Source organism: Clostridium lacusfryxellense, from assembly GCF_018861735.1.
GTDB classification, from domain to species: Bacteria; Bacillota; Clostridia; order Clostridiales; family Clostridiaceae; genus Clostridium_AD; species Clostridium_AD lacusfryxellense.
Window position 1 is genome coordinate 1 of record NZ_JAHLEB010000045.1, and the last position, 22,315, is coordinate 22,315.

Consider the following 22,315-nt stretch of genomic DNA (forward strand, 5'->3'; position numbering starts at 1 on the left):
CCTTTTTTACCATCGTTCGTCTTTTGAAACGGTTTTTTTGTTGTGCAAAAAATTAATCTAAATAACTTTAAACAAATTTAAATTAAATAGTTGACTTTAACTAGCTGGTCTTATATTAATATTAGTTGACGGAACTGATTATAAATATTTGATTTATATAAAATTTGATCCTTAAAATTAAATTTCTGTACTTTCTATGCAATATTATTCTATTATACCATAATAATACAACAAAAATATTAAAACCAAGTTAAATGGTAGTTTATGTCTTACCCATTTAACCTAGTTTTAATTTTTTACAAAATATAATTAATTTTAGCTCCTCGATCTACCCCTGGCTTTCCAAAATCAGGAGTGCCATCTATTTTCCAGTTTAGTAATTTTGCCCTAGCATGACGATTAGGATCATCAAGAGGGTCCCCTTCTATTTCTTTATAGTCCCTTGCATGATAAATTAAAATATCAGATTTATCATCTTCCGAAACGGTAAAACTATTATGTCCTGGCCCATATATACCATTTTCATAATTTGTAGTAAATATTGGCCCATTAGACTTTTTCCAACTGAGCGCGTCTAACAGATTGCTTGTATCATCACATGTTAAAATTCCCATACAATAATTATAATCTGTAGCGCTTGCAGAATAACTAATAAATATCCTCCCATTTCTTTTAATTACAGCCGGTCCTTCATTCACCCAAAATCCTATGGTTTCCCATGCATATTCTGGTTTTGAAATCATTATTTGTGTACCTGTTATAGTCCAAGGATTAGTTAATAAGGCAATGTATAAATTAGAATTTCCTTTTACATTGGGGTCATTCTGAGCCCATACCAAATATCTCTTTCCAAAATGTTCAAATGTTGTGGCATCTAAACTAAATGATTCCCAATTAGTTTTAATTTGTCCTTTTTCAATCCAATTCCCATCTAATGGGTTAGCTGCTACGTTCTCGATCACATATATCCTGTGATCAAACATATCACCTTTAATATCATTAACATCCGCAGCCGCAAAATATATATACCATTTACCATTAATAATATGAATTTCTGGAGCCCAAATATATGCACTCATTTCGCCCTTCTGGTGCTTTTCCCAAATTACTGAAGGTACTGCAGAACTTAGTTCTTCAATTCTCTTTGCTCTCCTAAGTTCAATTCTGTCATATTCAGGCACAGATGCTGTGAAATAGTAGTACCCGTCTGAATGCTTAAATATATACGGGTCTGCAGCTTGTAATACTATTGGATTTTTAAATTGTTTATTTTCATCCATAATTTTCTCCTTTTTACCAATAATTTTATATTATATTAAAACATTATCCTTTAACCGCTCCTGCAGTAACGCCGCCAATAATATATTTTTGTAATGCAAAGTATAAAATCATAACTGGTGCCATAGAAATTATTACCGCTGCAAACGCTAAATTAATTTCTGACGAATACTCCCCAAAAAAATAAAATTGTAATAACGGTAATGTTCTAACTATAGGTTTTTGAGCAACTACCATTGCTACTATAAAATCATTCCAAGATGCCAAGAAACTTAAAATAACTATTGTCATAGTTATAGGCTTAAGCAGCGGAAACACAATTTGAAAGAATGTTCTAAATCGTGAACAACCATCAATTCTAGCTGCTTCTTCTAGTTCTATAGGCACTGTTTTAATAAAACCCGCGTATAGAAAAGTATAAAATCCAATTAATATTCCAGTTTGTGATATTATAAGTCCCGTCAGAGTGTTAATTAAACCAAGGTCTTTTAATAATACATACAATGGAAACATTATTGCTGGGAAAGGTAACAAGATGGATAATTGGAATATATAATAAAAAGCATTATAAAATTTATTGTTTTTTCTTACTATAATATAAGCCGCCATAGAGCAAGTTATAACTACTAATAGAACAACGAAAATAACTACTATAATGCTATTCATAAAGGTATGCAAATAATTTGGAAGTTTAATAGCTTCTTTAAAATTTTCTAAATATAAACTACTTGGAAACGCAATCGGTGACTTTGAGGTTTCTACTCGAGACTTAAAAGCATATACTATAGCTATATAAAATGGGAATATAAATACACCAGATATTAATGCTAAACAAATAATTTTAATTCCCTGAAGAAACCGTGAAAGTAAAGATTCTTTCTTTTTCATGCTTCCATCTCCCTTCGTCTTAGCATTGATGTTAAAAAATAAGATAAAATACAAACAAATACTAAAAATACAATTGCTATCATTTGACCATATCCCGTTTTATAATATGGGAATAGATACTGATATATATACATCGCAAGGGATACTGAAGATGTGCCTGGTCCACCTTTGGTTGCTACCATTGAATAATCAAATTGCCTAAGACCCGTTCCAATCCATAGTGGTATACAATAAGTAAATGCAGGTGCTATAAAAGGCATTTTTACTTTGAAAAAACGTTGCACAACATTAGCACCATCAATATCTGCTGCTTCGATAATTTCTTTTGGTATAGTTTGAAGCGTTGCAAAATATATCACCATAGCCAGTCCAGTTTCACGCCACACACTAATTATTGCGAGTCCAGTCATTACAGTACTAGTTCCTGCAAGGGGGCTTATAATATGAAAAATTGCGGTTGCGAAATCATTAAATAAGTATGTCCACATGATAGAAGCAAGCACCAAACTCGCAACCATAGGCATAAAGATTATACTTTTTAACGCATTAACTCCTTTAAACGCTTTATCAAAAGCTACAGCTAATGAAAGGCCTAAAACATTAATTGAAATAGTTGTTACAATAGTAAAATATAATGTGTTTTTTATTGGCTGTATAAGGCCATCATCATGAAACATTGTGGTAAAATTTCTAAATCCTACGTAGTTAAAATCTTTACTAACCCCATTCCAATCTGTAAATGCTATATTTAAACCTTTTATCAAGGGTATTATTATAACAATTGAGAAAATTAGCAATGCTGGCAATAAAAATGTAAAATCTGAAATTTTATCAAAAATATTTTTACTTGTTAATTTTTTATTCATTACACGCCCCCTAATTTATTTGAAAAGCTACTTTTACTTATCAAAGTAAAAGTAGCTCTTTTGTTTTATTTTATAGTTCTAGCCTTATCAAATTCGCTGTCCCATCCCTTAATAAATTTATTAATATCAGTACCCGCTGGGCTGAAAGCAAATTCTTGTAGTTTCTTCATCCAAATATCATTATATTGACCATAAAAATCTTGTGCTTCAAGCCAATTAACGACTTTGCCAGTACTATAAATATCTGATAAATCTTGAGCCATTGGATCAAGTTTTGTAGCTTTAGCGCCTGTTATAGCAGAAAGGACTTGTACGTCTTGAGCCCATTGGGATGCGCCTTCAGTGCTTGTCATATAATCGAAAAACTTTAAGGATTCTGCTTGATTATCAGCATGTGCAGATAACATAAATGTATCATCCGTTGCTGTAGACATAGCATTTTCTTCAGCTTTATCTGATGATGGGAACATAAATACTCCAAAATTACCTTCAGGATTATCTGCTCTTATAGCACCAATTGCCCAACTTCCAAGTACTATCATTCCAGTTTTTCCAGTAGCAAACATCTGCTCTGCACGATCTACTCCAACTTGAAGTGCATCACTGTTAACATACTTATTTCTTGTTTGAAAACGTTGCATAAAACTTTTAAACTCAGGCAAATCGGCTAATTTTGTTTTACCATCCATAACGTCTTGACGAAAATCCGGCATTTTAAGTAGCGGATTGCCATATATTTCAGTATAACAACCACCACCAATCGAAGCCAAATCTTTGTACCCGGCTGCTATTGGTGTAATTCCTTTAGCTTTAAGCGTTTCGCAAACCTTTACAAATTCTGTCCAAGTTTTAGGAATTTCAATGCCCTCTTTTTTGAAAATATCTTTGTTGTAGAAAACCCCTGATGGCATTAAATCCATCGGAACTCCATATACCTTTTTGTCCATAGTCACATTAGCTATAAATTTAGGGTCTATTCTTTTTACGAATTCTTGATTTGTAATATCTAATATATTATCAGATGCTACAATATCTTTATAGGATTTAGGTGATCCAAAAATTATGTTAGGAGCATCTCCGGATGCTAATTTCATTTTTAAAACATTTGCATACTGATCCAAACTCATACTCTCAATTTCTATTTTAATATTAGGATTTTTCTTAGTAAAATTATCAGCCTCATTTTGAAGCGCCTTAATTTTAGGTTTCTCTGTCAAATAGTGAATTACTTTTAAAGTTACTACTTTATCGGTCGTAGTTTCTTTACTTGTAGCTGAATCGCTTTTGGCCCCACATCCTGCAAATAGTGAAGCTGAAAGAATTAAACATAGAAACAAACTTAGTTTCTTTTTCATAAATATCCCCCTCGAATAATTTAATATGTTAATAACTTCTACAATTCTAATTATATATTAGTAACTTTATATATAAAATAACGCTTTATACCAAATTGATAGTTATCCATATTAGGTATTCAACCATTTTATTAGTTATTCTGATATCCTAACTACTTGTTGTATTCTGTGGGTGATATTCCTGTTAATTTTTTAAACAGTTGATAAAAATATGAGTAGTTTTCGATACCTACCTTACTAGCTACCTCATAAACCTTAAGGTTAGTCTCCTTCAATAACTTAGCTGCTATATTTATTTTCAAATTATTAAACAAATCTATGTAGGTTTCACCTGTATCTCTTTTAATTACTCTACTTAAATGAGTAGGGCTAAGTGAAACAATTTGAGAAACTTCACTGAGTGGAATTTTTCTATTATAGTTTTCATTTAAGTAATCAATCACTTTATTTGTAACAGAGCTATAACTTTTCTTCTCACTTGAATTTACACATTGAAATACCTTAACAATAAAATCATTTACATATTTAAATGCATCCAATATATTACAGCAAGATTTAATATCGGAATGTATGTCTGCAAAACCTTTATATGTATCGTTCTTATATTCACTTTTTTCATACATAATCCGGAGCGTTATCATACAAATATCTATCAATAAATTTTTAACATAATTAACATCGCTAGTCTCATTATTTTTAATCTCATTAAAAATATCGTTTATTAATTTTTCCATTCCATCTTGATCATCTGCTCTAATATATTCGTAAATCAAATTTATTTTTTTCATAATTAAATACTCATTTAAAATATTTTTGCACTCTAATACATTAGCATGTATTAGAGCTTTATTGCTTATGAAAAATCTACATTCAAGTGCCTCTCTAGCCTCATTGTATGCATCTTTAACCTCTCCTACCCCATTGAAAATATTACTAACTCCAATAATAACTTTTAAATTGATACGATCATAAATCCAATCAATTATACGATTACATATTTCTATTATTTTTATATTAACAACTCTCTCCGTCTCATCCCTGCGCGGAATTACCATTATAGCTAGTCCATCATTTATCCAAAAACAAATAAATTCAAAATCATAAAATTTCTCTATATTTTTAATGGCTTCTTTAGAATAACTAATAAATTTAGTTCTAAGCTCTTTCTCAATTACTCCACTTTTATAGTAGCTAAGGTCAGGTTTTATTATAAAAATACCATGTTTCTTAAAGGAGACTCCAAAATAAATAGAATCCTCCTCATTTATTTCATCCCCAAAATATACCCCGTCGATAATATCAATAATATATTTTTCCCTTAATTCAAGTATAGAGTCACTTATCTCTTTCTGCATATTTCTCTTTTCCTCCAAAAGTTTCTCTTTCTGCATTAAGCTTTCTTTTTCTTTTCCTAATTCATTAACAGCCCTAGTAATTACATCATACAGTTCCTCGTTATTTATTGGCTTTAGAATTATATCAAAGGCTCCTATCTTAACAGCCTTTTGAGCATATTTAAACTCATCATATCCAGTTATAATTATTACTTTAACAAAAGGTAAATATTCTTTAACTTTTTCTGTTAGTTCTAGCCCGTCAAGTTCAGGCATTCTTATATCAGTGATTATTAGATCTGGTGAATACTTTACAGCTAAATTCATCGCTTCGACTCCATTGGCCGCTTCACAAACAACATTGCACCCTATTAATTCCCACTCCATAGTCATTATAATCGATTGTCTAATTAGTTTGTTGTCATCTACTATCATTACCTTTATCATTATTTTACTCCTTCCCAACTGTATTAACAGGGATGATAATTTCTACTACTGTCCCAATGCCTAATTCACTAGAAACTTTTATTCCATATTTATTTCCATAAAGTATTTTTATTCTTTTATTGACACTCTTAATACCAATATGAGTGTGCTTTTCTCTAGACTCTTCCTCTTCATCATTTTCAGTAAGCATTTTATTTATTGTATCAATGTCCATTCCCTTTCCATTATCAGAAATATTGATTAAAAGGTTTTCCTCCTGATGAACGGATATTATAATTAGTCCACCGCCACTCATATCTTCGATACCATGCATAATAGCATTTTCTATGATGGGTTGCAAAATAAGTTTTGGTACCATACAATCCAAAACCAAATTATCTATATCATACTCAACATTTATCCTATCTCCTAAAATTATCTTTTGAATTAAAAGATAGTTTTTAACGTAATCAATTTCATCACAAAGCTTTACAACTGGCCTTTTACCACTAATGCTCATTCTAAGTAAATAGCTAAGTGATTGAATAATGCTTACAATTTCTTCTTGTCCATTAATTTTAGCAAAACTATTTATACATTCCAGAGTATTATAAAGAAAATGTGGATTTATCTGTGCCTGCAAAGCATTGTATTCTGCATTTTGTTTTTCTGCCTGTTCGAATGCATTTCTTTTAATTAATTCATTTAATTTATCACCCATTTTATTAAATTCATGGAAAAGCTCTCCTATTTCATCATTATAATTAGGCTCTATTTTAACTGAAAAGTTACCTTGGCCTAACGACCTTATTTTTTTTAAAAGCAATCTAATATTAGATGTTATACTATCAGATATAACTATTGCAATTACTAATGCACAAAGTACTGAGATCAAGCAAAATATAACAATTCTTAACTTAATCTTAGATGCATCTTTTAATACATCTTTTGTTGCGGTTAGATATAATATTTTCCATTTATTATCACTTGAAATGCTTCCCGTTATAAGGTATTTATCTTTTTTATACTCCTGTTTTGTTTCTTTATTTTGTGGTACAAAATTTTTAAAGTACTCTGATATGCCTATCATATTTTTGTTTGTTACAATTACATTCGAATCATTATTATAAACAACAATTGAACCTCCATTTGCCTGTTCTAAATCAGAATATAATCCTTTAAAGTATTTGTCATCAATACCTATACCAATAACCCCTTTAAACTCCATGGTTTTAGTATCAATAACAGACCTAACTGTGTATATTATTCCACTTTCATTATTGAAAGATATCCAAGTTGGTGCTCCCCATTTATTTTTAATCTTGGCATAATTTTCTTTTATATATTTGTAAATATTAGTATTTTTATATTCACTATTGTTAAGATCGTTCTTATTATAATTAAACTCCTGGTTAGAATTGTTATTAATGAATATACTCTTAACATCAATACCTGCACCAGAAAGTATTCTCGCAAATTCACCAATGCTTTGGCTTCTTTTAATAAAAAGCAAGTTATTAGGGTATTCGCCACTAGCAAATATATCTACCATCCCTATTTTTAATACTACATTATTATCAAAATCTTTTGCTTTATAAGAAATGTTATCTGCTAGCTGTCTTACTAAGTTTTGAGACAATAATGCCGACTTGTTTATCATATCAGTTTCATATATCTTATATGTAAAATAGTTTACTAAAACAGTAGATATAAAAATGATAATAATAAATGATATGAATAGTTTAATTCTCAATTTTAAATTAGAAAATTTGAAATATATCTTTTTCAATTAATTAACCTCCATTCCGTCTTATATTACGTTTTATACATCTATCTGAATACTTATATTTCTAGAAGTGTTTCTAGTTTTCCTTCTAAACCTTTACAGAAAATAAAAAAGAAGATAAAACAGTCCTTTACAAGAAAGTTATATCTTCTTTTTTATTAACATTATTAAGCTAGACTCCCATTTCTCCATTGTCGTAGCTTAATTGCCATCCAATTCCAAACTTATCTGTTAGGCTACCGTAACATTTGCTCCAGAATGTTTCTTGAAGGTCCATAGTAACAGTTCCTCCCTCTTTTAGTTTGTTAAATAAAGATTTAATTTCATCTATGTTCTTACTAGCTATTACAAGGGTTATGTTATTTCCCTCTACAAAAGGGCTACCCGGAAAAACATCAGAAAACATAACACTACTTCCATCAATTTAAATAATTGATTTATTTAAATATTATATCACTAAAAACACTTTACTAATTCATAATGGATTCTAGATTAATTTAGCTATTAATGATATTACCTCTGCAGCTGGAACTAATAGAAATTGAGCTAAAATCGTACCTACTGTTAATCCTCCAACAATAAAGATAATACATCTATCAAATTGCAATTGACTGCATTCCCCTTTTATTACGTCATCTGTTAAAATAGATATGTATGGATCTACAAATATAACCATAAGTATTGTTGCCGCGCCAGTTATCACAGCTGATAATGTACTACATGTAGTTCTTAGCTCAGGGTTTAAACATCCCGCATAAAGTGATGCTAAAACACCAACAGTAGATATTGAAAAAGCTACAGTATTAAGTAAAATTATTTTTTTAGGAATTGCTTTAAAACTTTTTAATTGTGCTATATTTGCCTTTTTAGGTTTTGTAACACTACTTTTAAACTGCTCTATACCTGATTTTGAGAATGCATGTAATAACAATTTAGGAATAGAGCGATTAATACTAAATGACTCTACAACCTTTCCGAAAACTTTTATAAATGTCGGCATAAGTGCCGAGCCAATTATTGTCGCAATTGTTGTAGAAAATAGAATCCATCTAAAAGTGGGCAATAAACTTTGGGGATTTCCAATTTTTATAGTTCCTTCAATTGTTTTTGCTAATAGTGGTGCTTGCACAGTATTAGCAGTTCTAGAAACTAACGCAAAAATATTAAATACTGCAAAAGCTACTGCTATCCTTCCCGATCTTACCGCAACAATCCTTACGGAATACGCAAGTGTCGAAATTATTGAAATTATAACAGTAAGCACTAACACAATTATAACTAGTATAGACATTTTCCTTCCTCCATCCATTTATCTTCATATATTTCATTATTCTGCTAATGTTCTTTGTTTTATTATATCCAATCTAAATAAATTTTTCCATTATTTTTTAGCCTTAGTATAACTTATTGCAATAAATAATTATCCTATTTTAATGCAAATGTAAAAAAAAGCCAGCAAACTCCAATCATTTTATGATCAAAATTTACTGACTTTAAATACATTATTATTAAATATTAAATTAAAGATTTTTAGGAATCTTTATTCAACTTTTTCGAAATCAGATTTTGTAACTCCACATAATGGACAAACCCAATCTTCTGGAATATCCTCAAACTTAGTTCCTGGTGCTATTCCACCATCTGAATCTCCTACTTCTGGATCATACTCATAACCACAAACTGTACATACATACTTATCCATAAAAACATCTCCTCTTATTTAATTATTATTTTAAAGATTATACTCTAGGCTACAGTCTATCATATAGTCTAGAGTAAAGTCTATAATATAGTTTATCCTAAAATTTGTTTTAAATCATCTTCTGGTGTACTTATTGGTTTAATATCAAAAGTATCAATTAGAAATTGTAATACATTAGGACTTAAGAAAGCTGGAAGTGTTGGTCCTAAGTAAATTCCTTTTACTCCGAGCGATAATAATGCTAATAAATCAGCAACAGCTTTCTGCTCATACCAAGTTATAATCAATGATAGTGGTAAATCATTGATAGTGCACTTAAATGCATCAGCTAGTGCTAGTGCTATTTTAACAGCAGAATATGCATCATTACATTGACCTATATCAAGTAATCTTGGAAGACCAGCTACCTCACCAAACTCCAATTTATTAAAACGATACTTTCCACAGGCTAGAGTAAGTATAATGCAATCCTTTGGAACTTGAGTTGCAAATTCAGTGTAGTAATTTCTTCCTGATCTTGCACCGTCACATCCTCCGATTAAGAAGAAGTGTCTAATTTTACCTTCTTTAACTGCATTAACTATTGTTTCTGCATGACTTAAAGTTGCTTTATGACCAAATCCCACTAGGATTTCTTTAACTTCCTCATCCTTTTCAAATCCACCAAGTTCTAGTGCTTTACTAATTATTTCAGAAAAGTCTTTATGGCCAGTCTCATCTGCCTCAATGTGTTTTATACCATCCCAACCAACAACACTTGTTGAGAAGATTCTATCTTTATAAGAATCTCTTGGTTTCATTAAACAATTTGTTGTCATTAAAATACAACCAGGTATGCTGTCAAATTCCTTTTGTTGATTTTGCCAAGCACCACCAAAATTACCTGCTAAATGTTTGTATTTGTTAAGCTTTGGATATCCATGTGAAGGTAACATTTCACCATGAGTATAAATATTTATTCCCTTGCCTTCTGTTTGCTCAAGTAACATTTCAAGATCCCTTAACTCATGACCCGAAATTACTATAAATGGTCCTTTTTTAATATTTACATTAACCTTCGTAGGTGTAGGAGAGTTATACATCTCATTATTACCTTTATCTAATACTTCCATAACCTTAACGCTTGTCTCTCCAGTTTTAATTAAATACTTAATAAGATCTTGAAGATTTAAGCTATCATCAGTAAGTACTGCTAAAGCTATGAAATAGAAATCATCAACATCATCGCTATTGTATTTAATAAATCTAGCTTGGTGCGCATATGCCGCAATTCCTTTTAATCCGTATTTTATAGTTTCTCTTACGGAACGAATATCAGCATCTAGATTTTCATCATACATTACGCCTGCTTTTTTAGCATCTTCAAGAATTTGTTCTTTAGAATCACTTAAATTATATAGAGCTTCCTCGCTATTTACATTTTCGCTTGAAGCTTTTTTTCGTACTTCTTCTTTTATTACTTGGGATTTTTTAAGCATGTCCATATGGGACTGTGGATCAAAATTTACATTAGTTAGTGTCATAAACAATGAATTCTCAACAAATGAAACCCATGACTTATCAAGTTTTTCACCTTTAGCTAAAAGTTTAGTAGCATAACAACTTATTCCTTTTAGTTGGTAAATAAGTAAATCTTGTAGCGCTGCGATCTCTGGAGTTTTTCCACAGACACCCATTTTAGTACAACCTGTTCCACCAAAAGTTTGTTCACATTGAAAACAAAACATTTTCCCTTCCATATGTAACCCTCCTAATTTTTTGTATGTTTCTAACATCATCTTACACTATTATTGTCTAAACATATATGATTCTAAGTAACTTTGTCATATTTTTCTTTAACGATGCCCTATTTTTTTGTATTATTTACATTGTATTTAAATTAATAAAACAACATGAAAATAAAACCCCAAGGAATGCCTCAGAGTTCCATTTACATTTTATTTTTACACTTAAAAGATTTCTATACTTCCTTTGAATACATTGGGGATGGATTTGGAGCAAGTATAATATAACACGACATATCTTTATCACTAGTATTAGTTAAGCTAAAAACTTCAGTACCCTTGCAGTGTATAACATCACCTTGAGTAATTTTATGGTTTATGCCGTCTACACCCATATCACCTTCACCTACAATCACATGGATAATAAGATCACTTTGTTCATGATTATGAGCTGGAACCCCTTGACCTGGTTTAAAATTTAAAACGAAATTTAACACCCTATCTTCTTTGAAGATAATTCTTTTAGTGAATTTCTCTTCGTTATATACTATTTTATCTGATATTTTCTCTATTTTCATAGCATTCTCTCCTTTTTTATATACCTTACTCTTAATGGTTACTCCACAATTATAGCTGCCACTGGACATTGTTCTTCTGCTTCCTTTGCACTACTAACGAGATTCTCTGGCACTTCATCTAGCGATGCCACAGCTTTCCCGTCATCTTCCATCTGAAATATTTCTGGACATATCCCTGGGCATAATCCACATCCAATACATGTATCCTTATCTACGTAAGCTTTCATTAATATCACTCCTATAATTTATTTTTTATTCTACTTTTTCGAAATCTGATTTTGGAACTCCACATAATGGACATACCCAATCTTCTTGAATATCCTCAAACTTAGTTCCTGGTTTTACTTCGCCATCTGGATCTCCTATTTCTGGATCATAAATATACCCACACACTAAACAAACATACTTATCCATAAAAACATCTCCCTTTAATTTATTTACATTAGAAACTACTTTATTTGCATTACAACCTACTTTGTTTATATTACAAACTACTTTATAGTCTATCCTATATTCTCTCCTATACTCTTGCCAAAATCTTTACATCTTTCCAATCCAGTTTCATCAGGATTCCATATTTCTCTTATACCTTCATTTATTGTTTCAAACCCTGCTTTTTTTAATTCTTCTGTTATTATCTTAACTGACTCTCCACTCCAACCATAACTTCCAAATGCTGCAGCTTTTTTGCCCTTAAATCCAAGACCTTTTATCATTTCGAGTATTGCTGCTGTAGAAGAAAGTATCCCTTTATTTATTGTTGAAGAACCAACAAGTACCATCTTTGATTTAAATACTTCAGTTACAATATCATTTTTATCATTCTTTGAGGAATTATAAATTTTAATAGTAATATCACTATTAACTTCCTTTATTCCGTCAGCTACTGCTTCCGCCATAATTCTTGTAGCGCCCCACATAGTATCATAGATGATTGTAACTTGATTTTCTTTATAATCTCTTGCCCATTCTAAATAGTGGTTTGCAATTTGAAGTGGATTGTCTTTCCAAATGATACCGTGACTTGGACAAATCATATCTAACGGTAAATTTAAACTTAGAACTTCTTCTATTTTCTTTATTACCAACGGGTTAAAAGGAGTTAAAATATTTGCATAATACTTTATAGCCTCTTGAAATAATTCTGCATTATCAACCTTATCGTTGTACATTAACTCAGATGCATAATGTTGTCCGAAAGCATCATTACTAAACAATATATTTTCTCCAGTTAAGTAAGTAAACATGCTATCTGGCCAGTGAAGCATCCTTGCTTCCACAAATACTAATTTATTTTTTCCAAGGTCCAATGTATCCCCAGTCTTAACTTCAACGAAATTCCAATCTTGATGGTAATGGGCTTTTAAAAATTTTGCTCCATTCTTAGTGCAGTATATAGGCGTATTCGGTATTTCCCTCATAAGCTCTGGTAATGCTCCACTGTGGTCTACTTCTGAATGATTCGCAATAATATAATCAATTTTGCTCAAATCTATTTCTCTTTTTAAGTTAGAAACAAACTCCTTTCCAAATGGTTGCCATACGGTGTCAATAAGTACCGTTTTTTCATCTCTAACTAAATATGAATTATAAGAGGTTCCTTTGTGCGTTGAATACTCTTTACCATGATAGTCTCTTATTTCCCAATCTATTTTACCAACCCATGCTACTTTATCACTAATCTTAAATGACATTAAAACCATCCTCTCCGTTATGATTATTACGAGCTATATTTAATAAAGTTTATCTTGGGATACAGCTCATTTATTATTTACATCATACCCTTTATTTCCTCATATAAATCATCTGCAGTGCTTGCTTGTATTAGTTCATCATCTACTAGCGCGTAAGGTCCTACTGCGCAATCTCCACAAAATCCAAGGCAATCCTCAGCAGTTATATCTAATCCTGGATAATTTTCTTTTAATTTTTTCATAGTTTCATCTGTTCCAAAAGTAAAGTTGTTTTCACAAAATTTTATTTCTGTCATATCTATACCTCCTAAATTATTTATTATTTATTATTTATTGTTTTTTAATTTTTCAAATAACTCATCTAAAGTTATATTTGATATATCAACATCATTAAGCGTAATTCCTTTTTCTATAGCAGATTTAAGAAGTGGTGATCTTTTCATATCCCCTATAACAATTGCACCAATAACTTTATTATTTTTTATAAGTATCTTTTTATAAATTTCAGAATTAATATCCTGGTCCATTAACACTTTTGTAGCTTCTGCTTCATCAATGCATCCCATAGAAAATAATGAAATCCCAAAGGCATTTAGTGTTGTTACTGGAGTTACTTTTTGATACTCGCTTTCTTTACCTGCAATGTTATAGCCTGCAACTTTTCCTTGTTCTATAGCAATGTTCCATAGACCAATAACTTGATTGTCGTATTCTGCAACATCTCCTGCTGCGTAGATATTTTCTATATTTGTTTGCATCTTATTATTTACTACTATTCCCTTTTCTGTTTCAATTTTGATTTTAGCAACTAATTCTTTATTAGGCTTAGTTCCCGTGGAGTAAATAACCATATCACATTTTAACTCAACTTCATCGTCAATAAGGATTCCTTTGGCTTTATGATTACCTGTTATGCCCTTTACCCCTGTTTTAGTTAATACCTCTATACCATATCCCTGTATTACACTCTTTAAAATTCCCGATGCTTTATCGTCTAATTGGCGAGGCATAAGGCTTGATAATTGTTCAACAATTGTAACTTTAATTCCATGCTGATGTATTATCCAAGCCATTTCCAATCCCTGTATTCCTCCTCCAATCACTATCACTTTCTTGCTTTCACTAAGGCTGTCTTTAATGTTTAAAGCATCACCAAGTCCCCTTAATGTGAAAACACCCTCTTTGTCAATACCGTCTATTGGTGGTGTATTATTTCTGGAACCAGTTGCTATAAGTAATTTATCATACTTTATTTTGCTTTCATCATCTAACAATAGTTCAAAATTATCAGTATCTATATTAATAACATTTGTATTAATATAGATTTGCACTTTATTTTCCTCATACCACTCTTTCTTTTTAAGAAGTATTTTGCTTTCCTCAAGCTGGTCAAATATACCCTTTGACAGCCTTATTCGGTTGTATGGATAAAATTTTTCTTTCCCTATTAAATATATTTCTGAATCCACATCTATTTCTCTAATTGATTTAATTGCAGTTATTGCAGCAATTCCACTTCCTACTATAACAATTCTCTTGGTCATCTATATCACTCTTTTCATATTGATATTTTTAATAATATTATTTTATATTGAAAGTAAGATAAATTCAGCACTAGCCATCGGCTCTTGTGTAATAACCCAATTATACTGTTTTCTATTATTATTGTCCGTAACATATGTTACTTGTGGTCTTTCTCACAATAATAGGAACTTTTATTATCTTATGGCTTAATTATAATTTGGATCGAATAAAAAAGAAGTGATTTGAATCAATTATAAAAAATAATAAAGCTTAAAACTGATTTTACAATTCTAAGCTTTATCATTTTTTAATTTAATATTATTTTATCCGAGTATTTTCAATAAGTCATCTTCTGGTGTACTTATTGACCTAAGGTCAAAATTGTCAGCTAGAAATTGTAATACATTTGGGCTTAAGAAAGCTGGGAGTGTTGGTCCTAGGTAAATTCCTTTTACATTAAGTGATAATAGTGCTAGAAGATCAGCAACAGCTTTCTGCTCATACCAAGTTATAATGAATGAAAGTGGTAGATCATTAATAGTGCATTCAAATGCACTAGCTAATGCCTGCGCTATTCTAACAGCAGCATATGCGTCGTTACATTGGCCTATATCAAGTAATCTTGGAAGTCCTGCAACTTCGCCAAATTCCAATTTGTTAAAACGGTATTTTCCGCAAGCTAACGTTAAAATAATACAATCTTTGGGAACTTGCTGTGCAAATTCAGTATAGTAATTTCTTCCTGGTCTTGCTCCATCACATCCTCCAATTAAGAAGAAGTGTCTGATTTTGCCTTCTTTAACTGCATTAACTATTGTTTCTGCATGAGCTAAAGTTGCTTTATGTCCAAACCCTACTAGAATTTCTTTAACTTCTTCATCCTTTTCAAATCCACCAAGTTCTAATGCTTTATTTATCATCTCAGAAAAATCCTTGTATCCATTCTCATCATTAGATATATGTTTTAATCCTTCCCATCCCACAACACTTGTTGAATAAATTCTATCTTTATAAGAATCTCTTGGTTTCATCAAGCAGTTTGTTGTCATTAGAATACAACCAGGGATACCATCGAATTCCTTTTGTTGATCTTGCCATGCTCCTCCAAAGTTACCTACCAGATGTTTAAATTTATTAAGATTTGGATATCCATGTGAAGGTAACATTTCACCATGAGTATAAATGTTTATTCCTTTGCCTTCTGTTTGCTCAAGTAACATTTCAAGGTCCCTTAAGTCATGACCTGAAACTATAATGAATGGTCCTTTTTTAATATTTACATTAACCTTTGTAGGTGTTGGAGCGTTATATTTCTCATTATTAGCCTTATCTAATACCGCCATAACCCTCACGCTCATCTCTCCAGTTTTAACTAAGTACCCAATAAGATCTTTAAGATTTAAGCTATCATCAGTTAATATTGCTAGAGCTATAAAATAAAAATCATCTACCTCATCACTATGATATTTAATAAACCTCGCTTGATGTGCATATGCCGCAATCCCTTTTAGTCCATATTTTATAGTTTCGCGAACGGACCTAATATCTGCATCTAAATCTTCATCATACATAACTCCTGCTTTTTTAGCATCTTCAAGAATTTCTTCTTTTGTATCACTTAAATTGTACAAAGCCTCCGGCGTATTTATCTTTTCACCTGATGCTTTTTTTCTAATCTCTTCTTTATTAATTTGAGATCTTCTGAGCATATCCATATGAGCGTCAGGGTCAAAGTTTACATTAGTTAAAGTCATAAACAATGCATTTTCAACAAATGAAACTAATGACTTATCAATTTTTTCACCTTTGGCTAAAAGTTTACTAGCATAACAGCTTATGCCTTTTATCTGGTATATAAGCAAATCCTGGAGTGCCGCAATTTCAGGAGATTTACCACAAACCCCTACTTTCGTGCAACCTTTTCCACCGAAAGTTTGTTCACATTGAAAACAAAACATTTTTCCTTGCATATGTAATCCTCCTAATTTTATGATATATTCTATATATTAGTTTGCACTTATTTTATATAAATATACGAGAGGATGATAGTATTGTGATAAATTATATTATTGATTGTTTAAAGAAGTTATCTGCAAAAGAAATATTATGAGCTGAAACAATTATCATAACTGTATTAAGGGAACGAATATTAATTCGTTCCCTTAATACCTATTTTTTTGTAATTGCAACACGCCATACCTCAGGACCTTGCTCAAGATATTCCCACTCAAATTGATCCGTAAGTTCTATTGTAAATTGATAATATAGCGGTTTAATAAAATCTGACATATTTAATTCCTCCTCATTTTACCTGTTGGTCTTTAAATAATATTATATCTACTATTTAATGTTCTTAATGTGATCTAAATCACTTATAAATAATATGTGAGACCTACTTTTCCTAATTATTTAAGTGAACTTATGAGTGTGACTCTAATCACATCTAATTTAAACCTAAGCATTTATACTATAATCATGAAAAAACAACAATTTACTTTAAATAATTGATAGTAACTTAAGATGGAGGGCTTTAAATGTCTTATAACATAAATGTCGATAAGAAGGAAAACAAATTAAATTCCGTCGAAATATTAAAACTTGAAAAGGATGGTCTAGATATTATTGAAACCATATTAAATAAATACTCTAAGGTCGGATACTATTCCATAACTAAAGATGATATGGATCGATTTAAATGGGCAGGCGTTTATCAACAACGTCCTAGAGATGGTCACTTCATGCTTAGAGTACGAAATACTGGGATATTAAACTTAGAGCAAGTACGAACCCTAGCGAAAATTTCAAAAGATTACGGACGAGGTCTAATTAACATAACAACAAGAGGTGCAATACAATTTCATTGGATTTGCGTTGAAAACTTACCTGATATTTTTAACAGATTAAAAGAAGTGAGCTTAAGCTCTGTCGAAGCTTGTGGTGACTGTACAAGAACTATTGTCGGTAATCCACTTGCCGGAATTGATAAAGACGAACTTATGGACACAACCGAACTTATTAATAGCTTAAATGAATTTTTTCTATTCAATCGCGATTTTTCAAATTTTCCACGAAAATTTAAAATATCAATATCCTCAAATATATTTAACGCAGCTCATGCTGAGATAAATGATCTATCATTTACCCCAGCCGTTAAAAATATAAATGGTGTCGAGAAAATCGGATTCCATTTATGGGTAGGTGGTGGACTCTCAACAACTCCACACCTAGCTAAAAAACTAAGCATTTTTGCGCTGCCTGAAGATGTTCTTAAAGTTGCTATAGGTGTTGCTACTATATTTCGAGATTATGGGTATAGAGAAAAACGTAACCGCGCTAGATTAAAATTTCTAATCGAAGACTGGGGCGTAGATAAATTTCAGGAAAAACTACTAGAAATAATTGGTGACATGCAAAGCTTAGGCGAAGATAGACTGGTAAACTGGAACGCAGCTTATTTTTATGGTGTTCATAAGCAAAAGCAATTAGATAAAAACTATATTGGTCTTAATGTTCCTTTTGGAGAACTTAACTCAGATGATTTTTTTGAACTTGCTAAAATTTGTGAAAAATACGGAGACAGTAACATTAGAACGACATTGTCTCAAAATCTTATCATTTCAGGCGTTGGTAGTGAGCATCTTCCCTCTATATTAAATGAACCAATATTTAAAAGTTTTTCACCTGATCCAAGCTCCTTTATTGGCCATTCAGTTGCATGTACAGGTAAAGAATTCTGTAATTTTGCAATTGTTGAAACAAAAAAGATAGCTACAGATGTTTGTAGCTATTTAGATAAGTGTTATTTAGATAAAACAATAGAATTAGATTCTCCAATACGAATTCACTTTACAGGTTGCCCTAACGCATGTGGGCAAAAACAAATAGGTGATATTAATTTACAAGGTGCACTTATTAAAACTGAGGATGGTCTTGTTGAGGCCTTTGATATTTTTCTAGGTGGAACTTTAGGACTAAATGCTAAATTTAGTGAGGCCCTTAATTGCAGAGTTAAGTCATCAGATGTAGCTCAAACCCTTAAAACATTAATATTATTTTACAAAAGAAACAGAGATATTGAAGAAACTTTTAATCAGTTCGTAAATCGAGTTGGAGTAGAAAGCTTTAAAGAAAATATATAAATAAAAATTTCAGAAATCCCATCATGAAGTTGCTCATGATGGGATTTTAAAATTTTATATATTGATTAATTTATAGAGCAACCCTTCACCTCTTGAAACATATTAAACAAAACACTATTTTCTAGATAAATATGAATAAAAAGATCTTTTTCTAAGTCATGAATTTTTGTATATACAAGTTTGAAAGAAGTACATGCTCCTTCTGGTGCATTAAAATCTCTAGTTATCTTCTCTAATTCTTTAATTATATTCCCAGCTGCGTCATGCTCACTCTCTGTATCCTTTATAATCTTCTGTATTTCTGATAAGACAACCTCATTTTTTGTTATTTCATAATTTTCAATAAGGGGGAACAGGTTCTCCTCTTCTTTTATAAGGTGCTCCTCAAGTTCTATTTTTAAGTTTCCAAAATTTCTATGAACTTTTAATAGTTCTTCACTATGATGATTAAAATGTACCTTGAGTACCTTAAATAATAGAATATCTATTTCTCTAAGCTGTTTTTTGGTAAATTCATGATGGGTTTGCACTATGTGTTTAATTAATGTTGAGGGCTTTTCCTTTCTCCAATCTTTATACTCTGAATTGTTTTTTATAAACTCTTCATATGCATTATTAAGTTCTTCAATTATTTTTCCATTATCTATTTCTATTTCATCCAAGGCCCCTGCTAAAGTATCATGTCCACCACAGCAATAATCTATTTTGTATGTGTTAAAAATCTCTGCTGCACCCGGGAAAATTGAAACTACCTCTCCAAGGCTTTGATTTCCATTTATAATTTTTTCCATAATTAATTCCTCCTTATATTCTTAAATTGTACTAAGTAATAAATCAGCCGTATAAGTAACTGCACTTTTAATGCTCTTTTCATTTACATCGCTTGGTGAAAACTTAATTCTTATTGGAAACTCTATATCGATCATACCAGTAGATTTAATTACATCAGAAGTATTCAAAACTTTAAGTTTAGAATCCCTTAAGTAATCCTGAACTACTTCTACCGCTTCTCCACTCCAACCATAAGAACCAAATGCTGCACCTATCTTACCTTCTAAATTTAGAGTACTAATATCCTTTAATACATCTTCCATATTTCCAATAATATCTGCATATTTTGTAGAGCTTCCAAAGAAAATCGCGTCGGCTTCAGTAATAGCCTTTATTACCTCTTCTTTTGATATTTTATTTACATCCATAATTTCAGAGTGTATATTTTGATTTTCAAATTCTTCCTTAATAATAGTTGCGATTTTTTTTGTCCTACCTGTCATAGTAGAGTATAGAATTAACGCCTTTTTATCTATCTCTATATTTTTACTCATATTATCATAAATATCTATAAAACTTTGAACGTTTTCTCTGAGGATATATCCATGTGATGGTGCAATCATCTTTATGTCTAAATTTCTGATTTTTTCAATCATATTTTGAACATATCTTCTATGAGGGTGCATTATCAATTTATAATATCCAATATAATCATCACTTATGTCCTCTTTTGCCATATCATTAAAATACTCATAATTAGCTACGTGGGTACTAAATATATCACAAGGGAATAAAATTTTGTCTTCGACGCTATAAGTTATCATTGTTTCCGACGTATGAAGATAAGGTGTTTCTATAAATTTTAGTGTTTTACCTCCTATATCGAGAGTATCTCCATCTCCTACAACTAGAAATTCTCTATTATGAAGTTTATACATTTCCTTAAGTTGTTCTACAGCTAGTCTCGAACATACAATTACAGCATTTTTAGCTTTAGCTGCTAAACTTCCAAGTGCACCAGAATGGTCAGGTTCAGTGTGATTAATTACAATATATTCGATTTTTTCAAGTTCAACTATACTTTTTAAGTTTTCTACAAATTCACGTCCATAAATCATATCAACAGTATCTATTACTGTTGGTTTCTCAGTCATTAATAAATAACTATTATAAGTTGTCCCTTTAGTTAATGTTAATCTATGAAAAGGTACATCCCTATCATCAACCTTACCAACCCAATATATATTTTTACTTAGCATAATTTTTTTATTCATAATGTATTCCTCCTAATATTAATTAAATTTTTTATTTATTAATTCGATATTTTATTTCAATCTCACATGTTCTTGCTTTCCTATGACCCTATTCTATAATTATTTTGACTTAAAAAATATGATTGAAATCACAAAATGAAAATATTGAAAAATTATATTTATTTTTATTTGGCCAAAATAAATTAGAAATGATATGATATAAGTGGTAGGTGATAAATATATGGACGAGTGTAGTTGTGGAAATTGTAATCATAGCCTCTGTGCTAAGAAAGTACCGATTTTTTCATTTTTATCTGATGATGAACTTATAAAGGTTATTGATATGACCGGACATAAAGTCTATAAAAAGGGAGATATGCTCTGTAGTCAAGGTGAAAAATCAGATACTTTATTTATTATTAATGAAGGTCAAGTAAGATATCTAAATTAACAAAAGAAGGTAAGGAACAAATAGTTCATATCTTTAGTACTGGTGATTTTTTTGGAGAGTTAAGCCTCTTCAGTAGTGATGAAATATATAATTTTGATGCTTATGCTATATCAAATCTTAAGATATGTACCTTAACCAAACAAGATATGGATAAAATTATCATGAGTAACCCTGAAATATCCTTAAAGTTATTACAAGTTATTTCAAAGCGTCTAACTCAGACTGAAAATCTTGCACAAAATCTTGCTACTAATGATGCAGAAATAAGAATTGCATTTATGCTTTTAGAATTTGGTGAAAAGTATGGTACCCCTGTAAGTCAAGGCTTGCAAATTAATTTGCCTATTAATAGGGAAGAGATGGCGAATTATGTTGGAGTCACAAGAGAAACCATAAGTAGAAAACTCAGCATATTTGAAGAATTGGGTATCATTAGTCTTAAGGGTAATAAAATACTGATTATAAAACAAATAGATATGTTAAGATCATATGTAGAATAAAATATCAAATCAGCCTAAAGCCTATTATAAGCTTTTAGGTTGATTT

20 protein-coding genes and 2 pseudogenes are annotated in these 22,315 nt (G+C 30.7%); 2 read left to right on the forward strand and 20 right to left on the reverse strand.

The annotated features are described in order from the left end of the window. Window positions 1-296: 296 nt before the first annotated feature. The 18 genes and pseudogenes from KPL55_RS19450 to KPL55_RS19535 all read right to left on the reverse strand — a co-directional run. A complete protein-coding gene (locus tag KPL55_RS19450; protein ID WP_216308415.1) occupies window positions 297-1,280 on the reverse strand; it encodes a glycoside hydrolase family 43 protein in 984 nt (327 codons plus the stop codon). A 43-nt stretch (window positions 1,281-1,323) separates the two neighbouring features. Then, entirely contained in the window at window positions 1,324-2,166 is an 843-nt protein-coding gene (locus KPL55_RS19455) for a carbohydrate ABC transporter permease (RefSeq protein WP_216308416.1), read from the reverse strand. Next, a complete protein-coding gene (locus tag KPL55_RS19460) occupies window positions 2,163-3,032 on the reverse strand; it encodes a carbohydrate ABC transporter permease (RefSeq protein WP_216308417.1) in 870 nt (289 codons plus the stop codon). Before KPL55_RS19460 ends, KPL55_RS19455 begins: the two co-directional genes overlap by 4 nt. 65 nt (window positions 3,033-3,097) lie before the next feature. Beyond that, window positions 3,098-4,387 (reverse strand): ABC transporter substrate-binding protein, encoded by a 1,290-nt coding sequence (locus KPL55_RS19465; protein WP_216308418.1) that lies wholly within the window; start codon window positions 4,385-4,387, stop codon window positions 3,098-3,100. A gap of 152 nt (window positions 4,388-4,539) precedes the next feature. Then, a complete protein-coding gene (locus tag KPL55_RS19470) occupies window positions 4,540-6,168 on the reverse strand; it encodes a response regulator (RefSeq protein ID WP_216308419.1) in 1,629 nt (542 codons plus the stop codon). Window positions 6,169-6,172: 4 nt separating this feature from the next. Then, on the reverse strand, window positions 6,173-7,936 hold the full coding sequence (locus KPL55_RS19475; RefSeq protein ID WP_216308420.1) for a sensor histidine kinase: 1,764 nt from the start codon (window positions 7,934-7,936) through the stop codon (window positions 6,173-6,175). Between the two features lie 169 nt (window positions 7,937-8,105). After that, window positions 8,106-8,339 carry a VOC family protein gene (locus tag KPL55_RS19480; protein WP_246599678.1) on the reverse strand — a complete coding sequence of 78 codons (234 nt, stop codon included), beginning with the start codon at window positions 8,337-8,339 and terminating at the stop codon, window positions 8,106-8,108. 81 nt (window positions 8,340-8,420) lie between these two features. Next, window positions 8,421-9,224 carry a lipid II flippase Amj family protein gene (locus KPL55_RS19485; RefSeq protein ID WP_216308421.1) on the reverse strand — a complete coding sequence of 268 codons (804 nt, stop codon included), beginning with the start codon at window positions 9,222-9,224 and terminating at the stop codon, window positions 8,421-8,423. 249 nt (window positions 9,225-9,473) lie between these two features. Then, window positions 9,474-9,635 (reverse strand): rubredoxin, encoded by a 162-nt coding sequence (gene rd, locus KPL55_RS19490; protein ID WP_216308422.1) that lies wholly within the window; start codon window positions 9,633-9,635, stop codon window positions 9,474-9,476. A gap of 92 nt (window positions 9,636-9,727) precedes the next feature. After that, window positions 9,728-11,374, reverse strand: coding sequence for a hydroxylamine reductase (gene hcp / locus KPL55_RS19495; protein ID WP_216308423.1), 1,647 nt, complete (start codon window positions 11,372-11,374; stop codon window positions 9,728-9,730). Window positions 11,375-11,595: 221 nt separating this feature from the next. After that, a complete protein-coding gene (locus tag KPL55_RS19500) occupies window positions 11,596-11,937 on the reverse strand; it encodes a cupin domain-containing protein (protein ID WP_216308424.1) in 342 nt (113 codons plus the stop codon). A 38-nt stretch (window positions 11,938-11,975) separates the two neighbouring features. Next, on the reverse strand, window positions 11,976-12,164 hold the full coding sequence (locus KPL55_RS19505) for a ferredoxin (protein WP_216308425.1): 189 nt from the start codon (window positions 12,162-12,164) through the stop codon (window positions 11,976-11,978). 25 nt (window positions 12,165-12,189) lie between these two features. Continuing rightward, window positions 12,190-12,351, reverse strand: coding sequence for a rubredoxin (gene rd / locus KPL55_RS19510; RefSeq protein ID WP_216150904.1), 162 nt, complete (start codon window positions 12,349-12,351; stop codon window positions 12,190-12,192). A gap of 89 nt (window positions 12,352-12,440) precedes the next feature. Continuing rightward, window positions 12,441-13,631 carry an anaerobic nitric oxide reductase flavorubredoxin gene (locus KPL55_RS19515; RefSeq protein WP_216308426.1) on the reverse strand — a complete coding sequence of 397 codons (1,191 nt, stop codon included), beginning with the start codon at window positions 13,629-13,631 and terminating at the stop codon, window positions 12,441-12,443. A 77-nt stretch (window positions 13,632-13,708) separates the two neighbouring features. After that, window positions 13,709-13,927 (reverse strand): YuzB family protein, encoded by a 219-nt coding sequence (locus tag KPL55_RS19520; protein ID WP_216308427.1) that lies wholly within the window; start codon window positions 13,925-13,927, stop codon window positions 13,709-13,711. A gap of 30 nt (window positions 13,928-13,957) precedes the next feature. Then, window positions 13,958-15,175: an NAD(P)/FAD-dependent oxidoreductase gene (locus tag KPL55_RS19525; RefSeq protein WP_216308428.1), complete on the reverse strand. Its 1,218-nt coding sequence runs from the start codon at window positions 15,173-15,175 to the stop codon at window positions 13,958-13,960. A 303-nt stretch (window positions 15,176-15,478) separates the two neighbouring features. Then, on the reverse strand, window positions 15,479-17,125 hold the full coding sequence (gene hcp, locus KPL55_RS19530) for a hydroxylamine reductase (protein WP_216308429.1): 1,647 nt from the start codon (window positions 17,123-17,125) through the stop codon (window positions 15,479-15,481). A 199-nt stretch (window positions 17,126-17,324) separates the two neighbouring features. Continuing rightward, window positions 17,325-17,429 (reverse strand): annotated as a pseudogene (locus KPL55_RS19535) (DUF2249 domain-containing protein); the annotation flags it as partial. Between the two features lie 260 nt (window positions 17,430-17,689). Between KPL55_RS19535 and KPL55_RS19540 the strand changes: the two are divergent. Next, entirely contained in the window at window positions 17,690-19,294 is a 1,605-nt protein-coding gene (locus KPL55_RS19540; RefSeq protein WP_216308431.1) for a nitrite/sulfite reductase, read from the forward strand. Between the two features lie 65 nt (window positions 19,295-19,359). Here the strand turns inward: KPL55_RS19540 and ric are convergent, their stop codons facing one another. Both ric and KPL55_RS19550 read right to left on the reverse strand, forming a co-directional pair. Beyond that, a complete protein-coding gene (gene ric, locus KPL55_RS19545; protein ID WP_216308432.1) occupies window positions 19,360-20,085 on the reverse strand; it encodes an iron-sulfur cluster repair di-iron protein in 726 nt (241 codons plus the stop codon). Between the two features lie 21 nt (window positions 20,086-20,106). After that, window positions 20,107-21,339, reverse strand: coding sequence for an FprA family A-type flavoprotein (locus tag KPL55_RS19550; protein ID WP_216308433.1), 1,233 nt, complete (start codon window positions 21,337-21,339; stop codon window positions 20,107-20,109). A 220-nt stretch (window positions 21,340-21,559) separates the two neighbouring features. On the opposite strand from KPL55_RS19550, the pseudogene KPL55_RS19555 reads away from it, so the two are divergent. Continuing rightward, a pseudogene (locus KPL55_RS19555) lies at window positions 21,560-22,269 on the forward strand (Crp/Fnr family transcriptional regulator). Window positions 22,270-22,315: the final 46 nt, after the last annotated feature.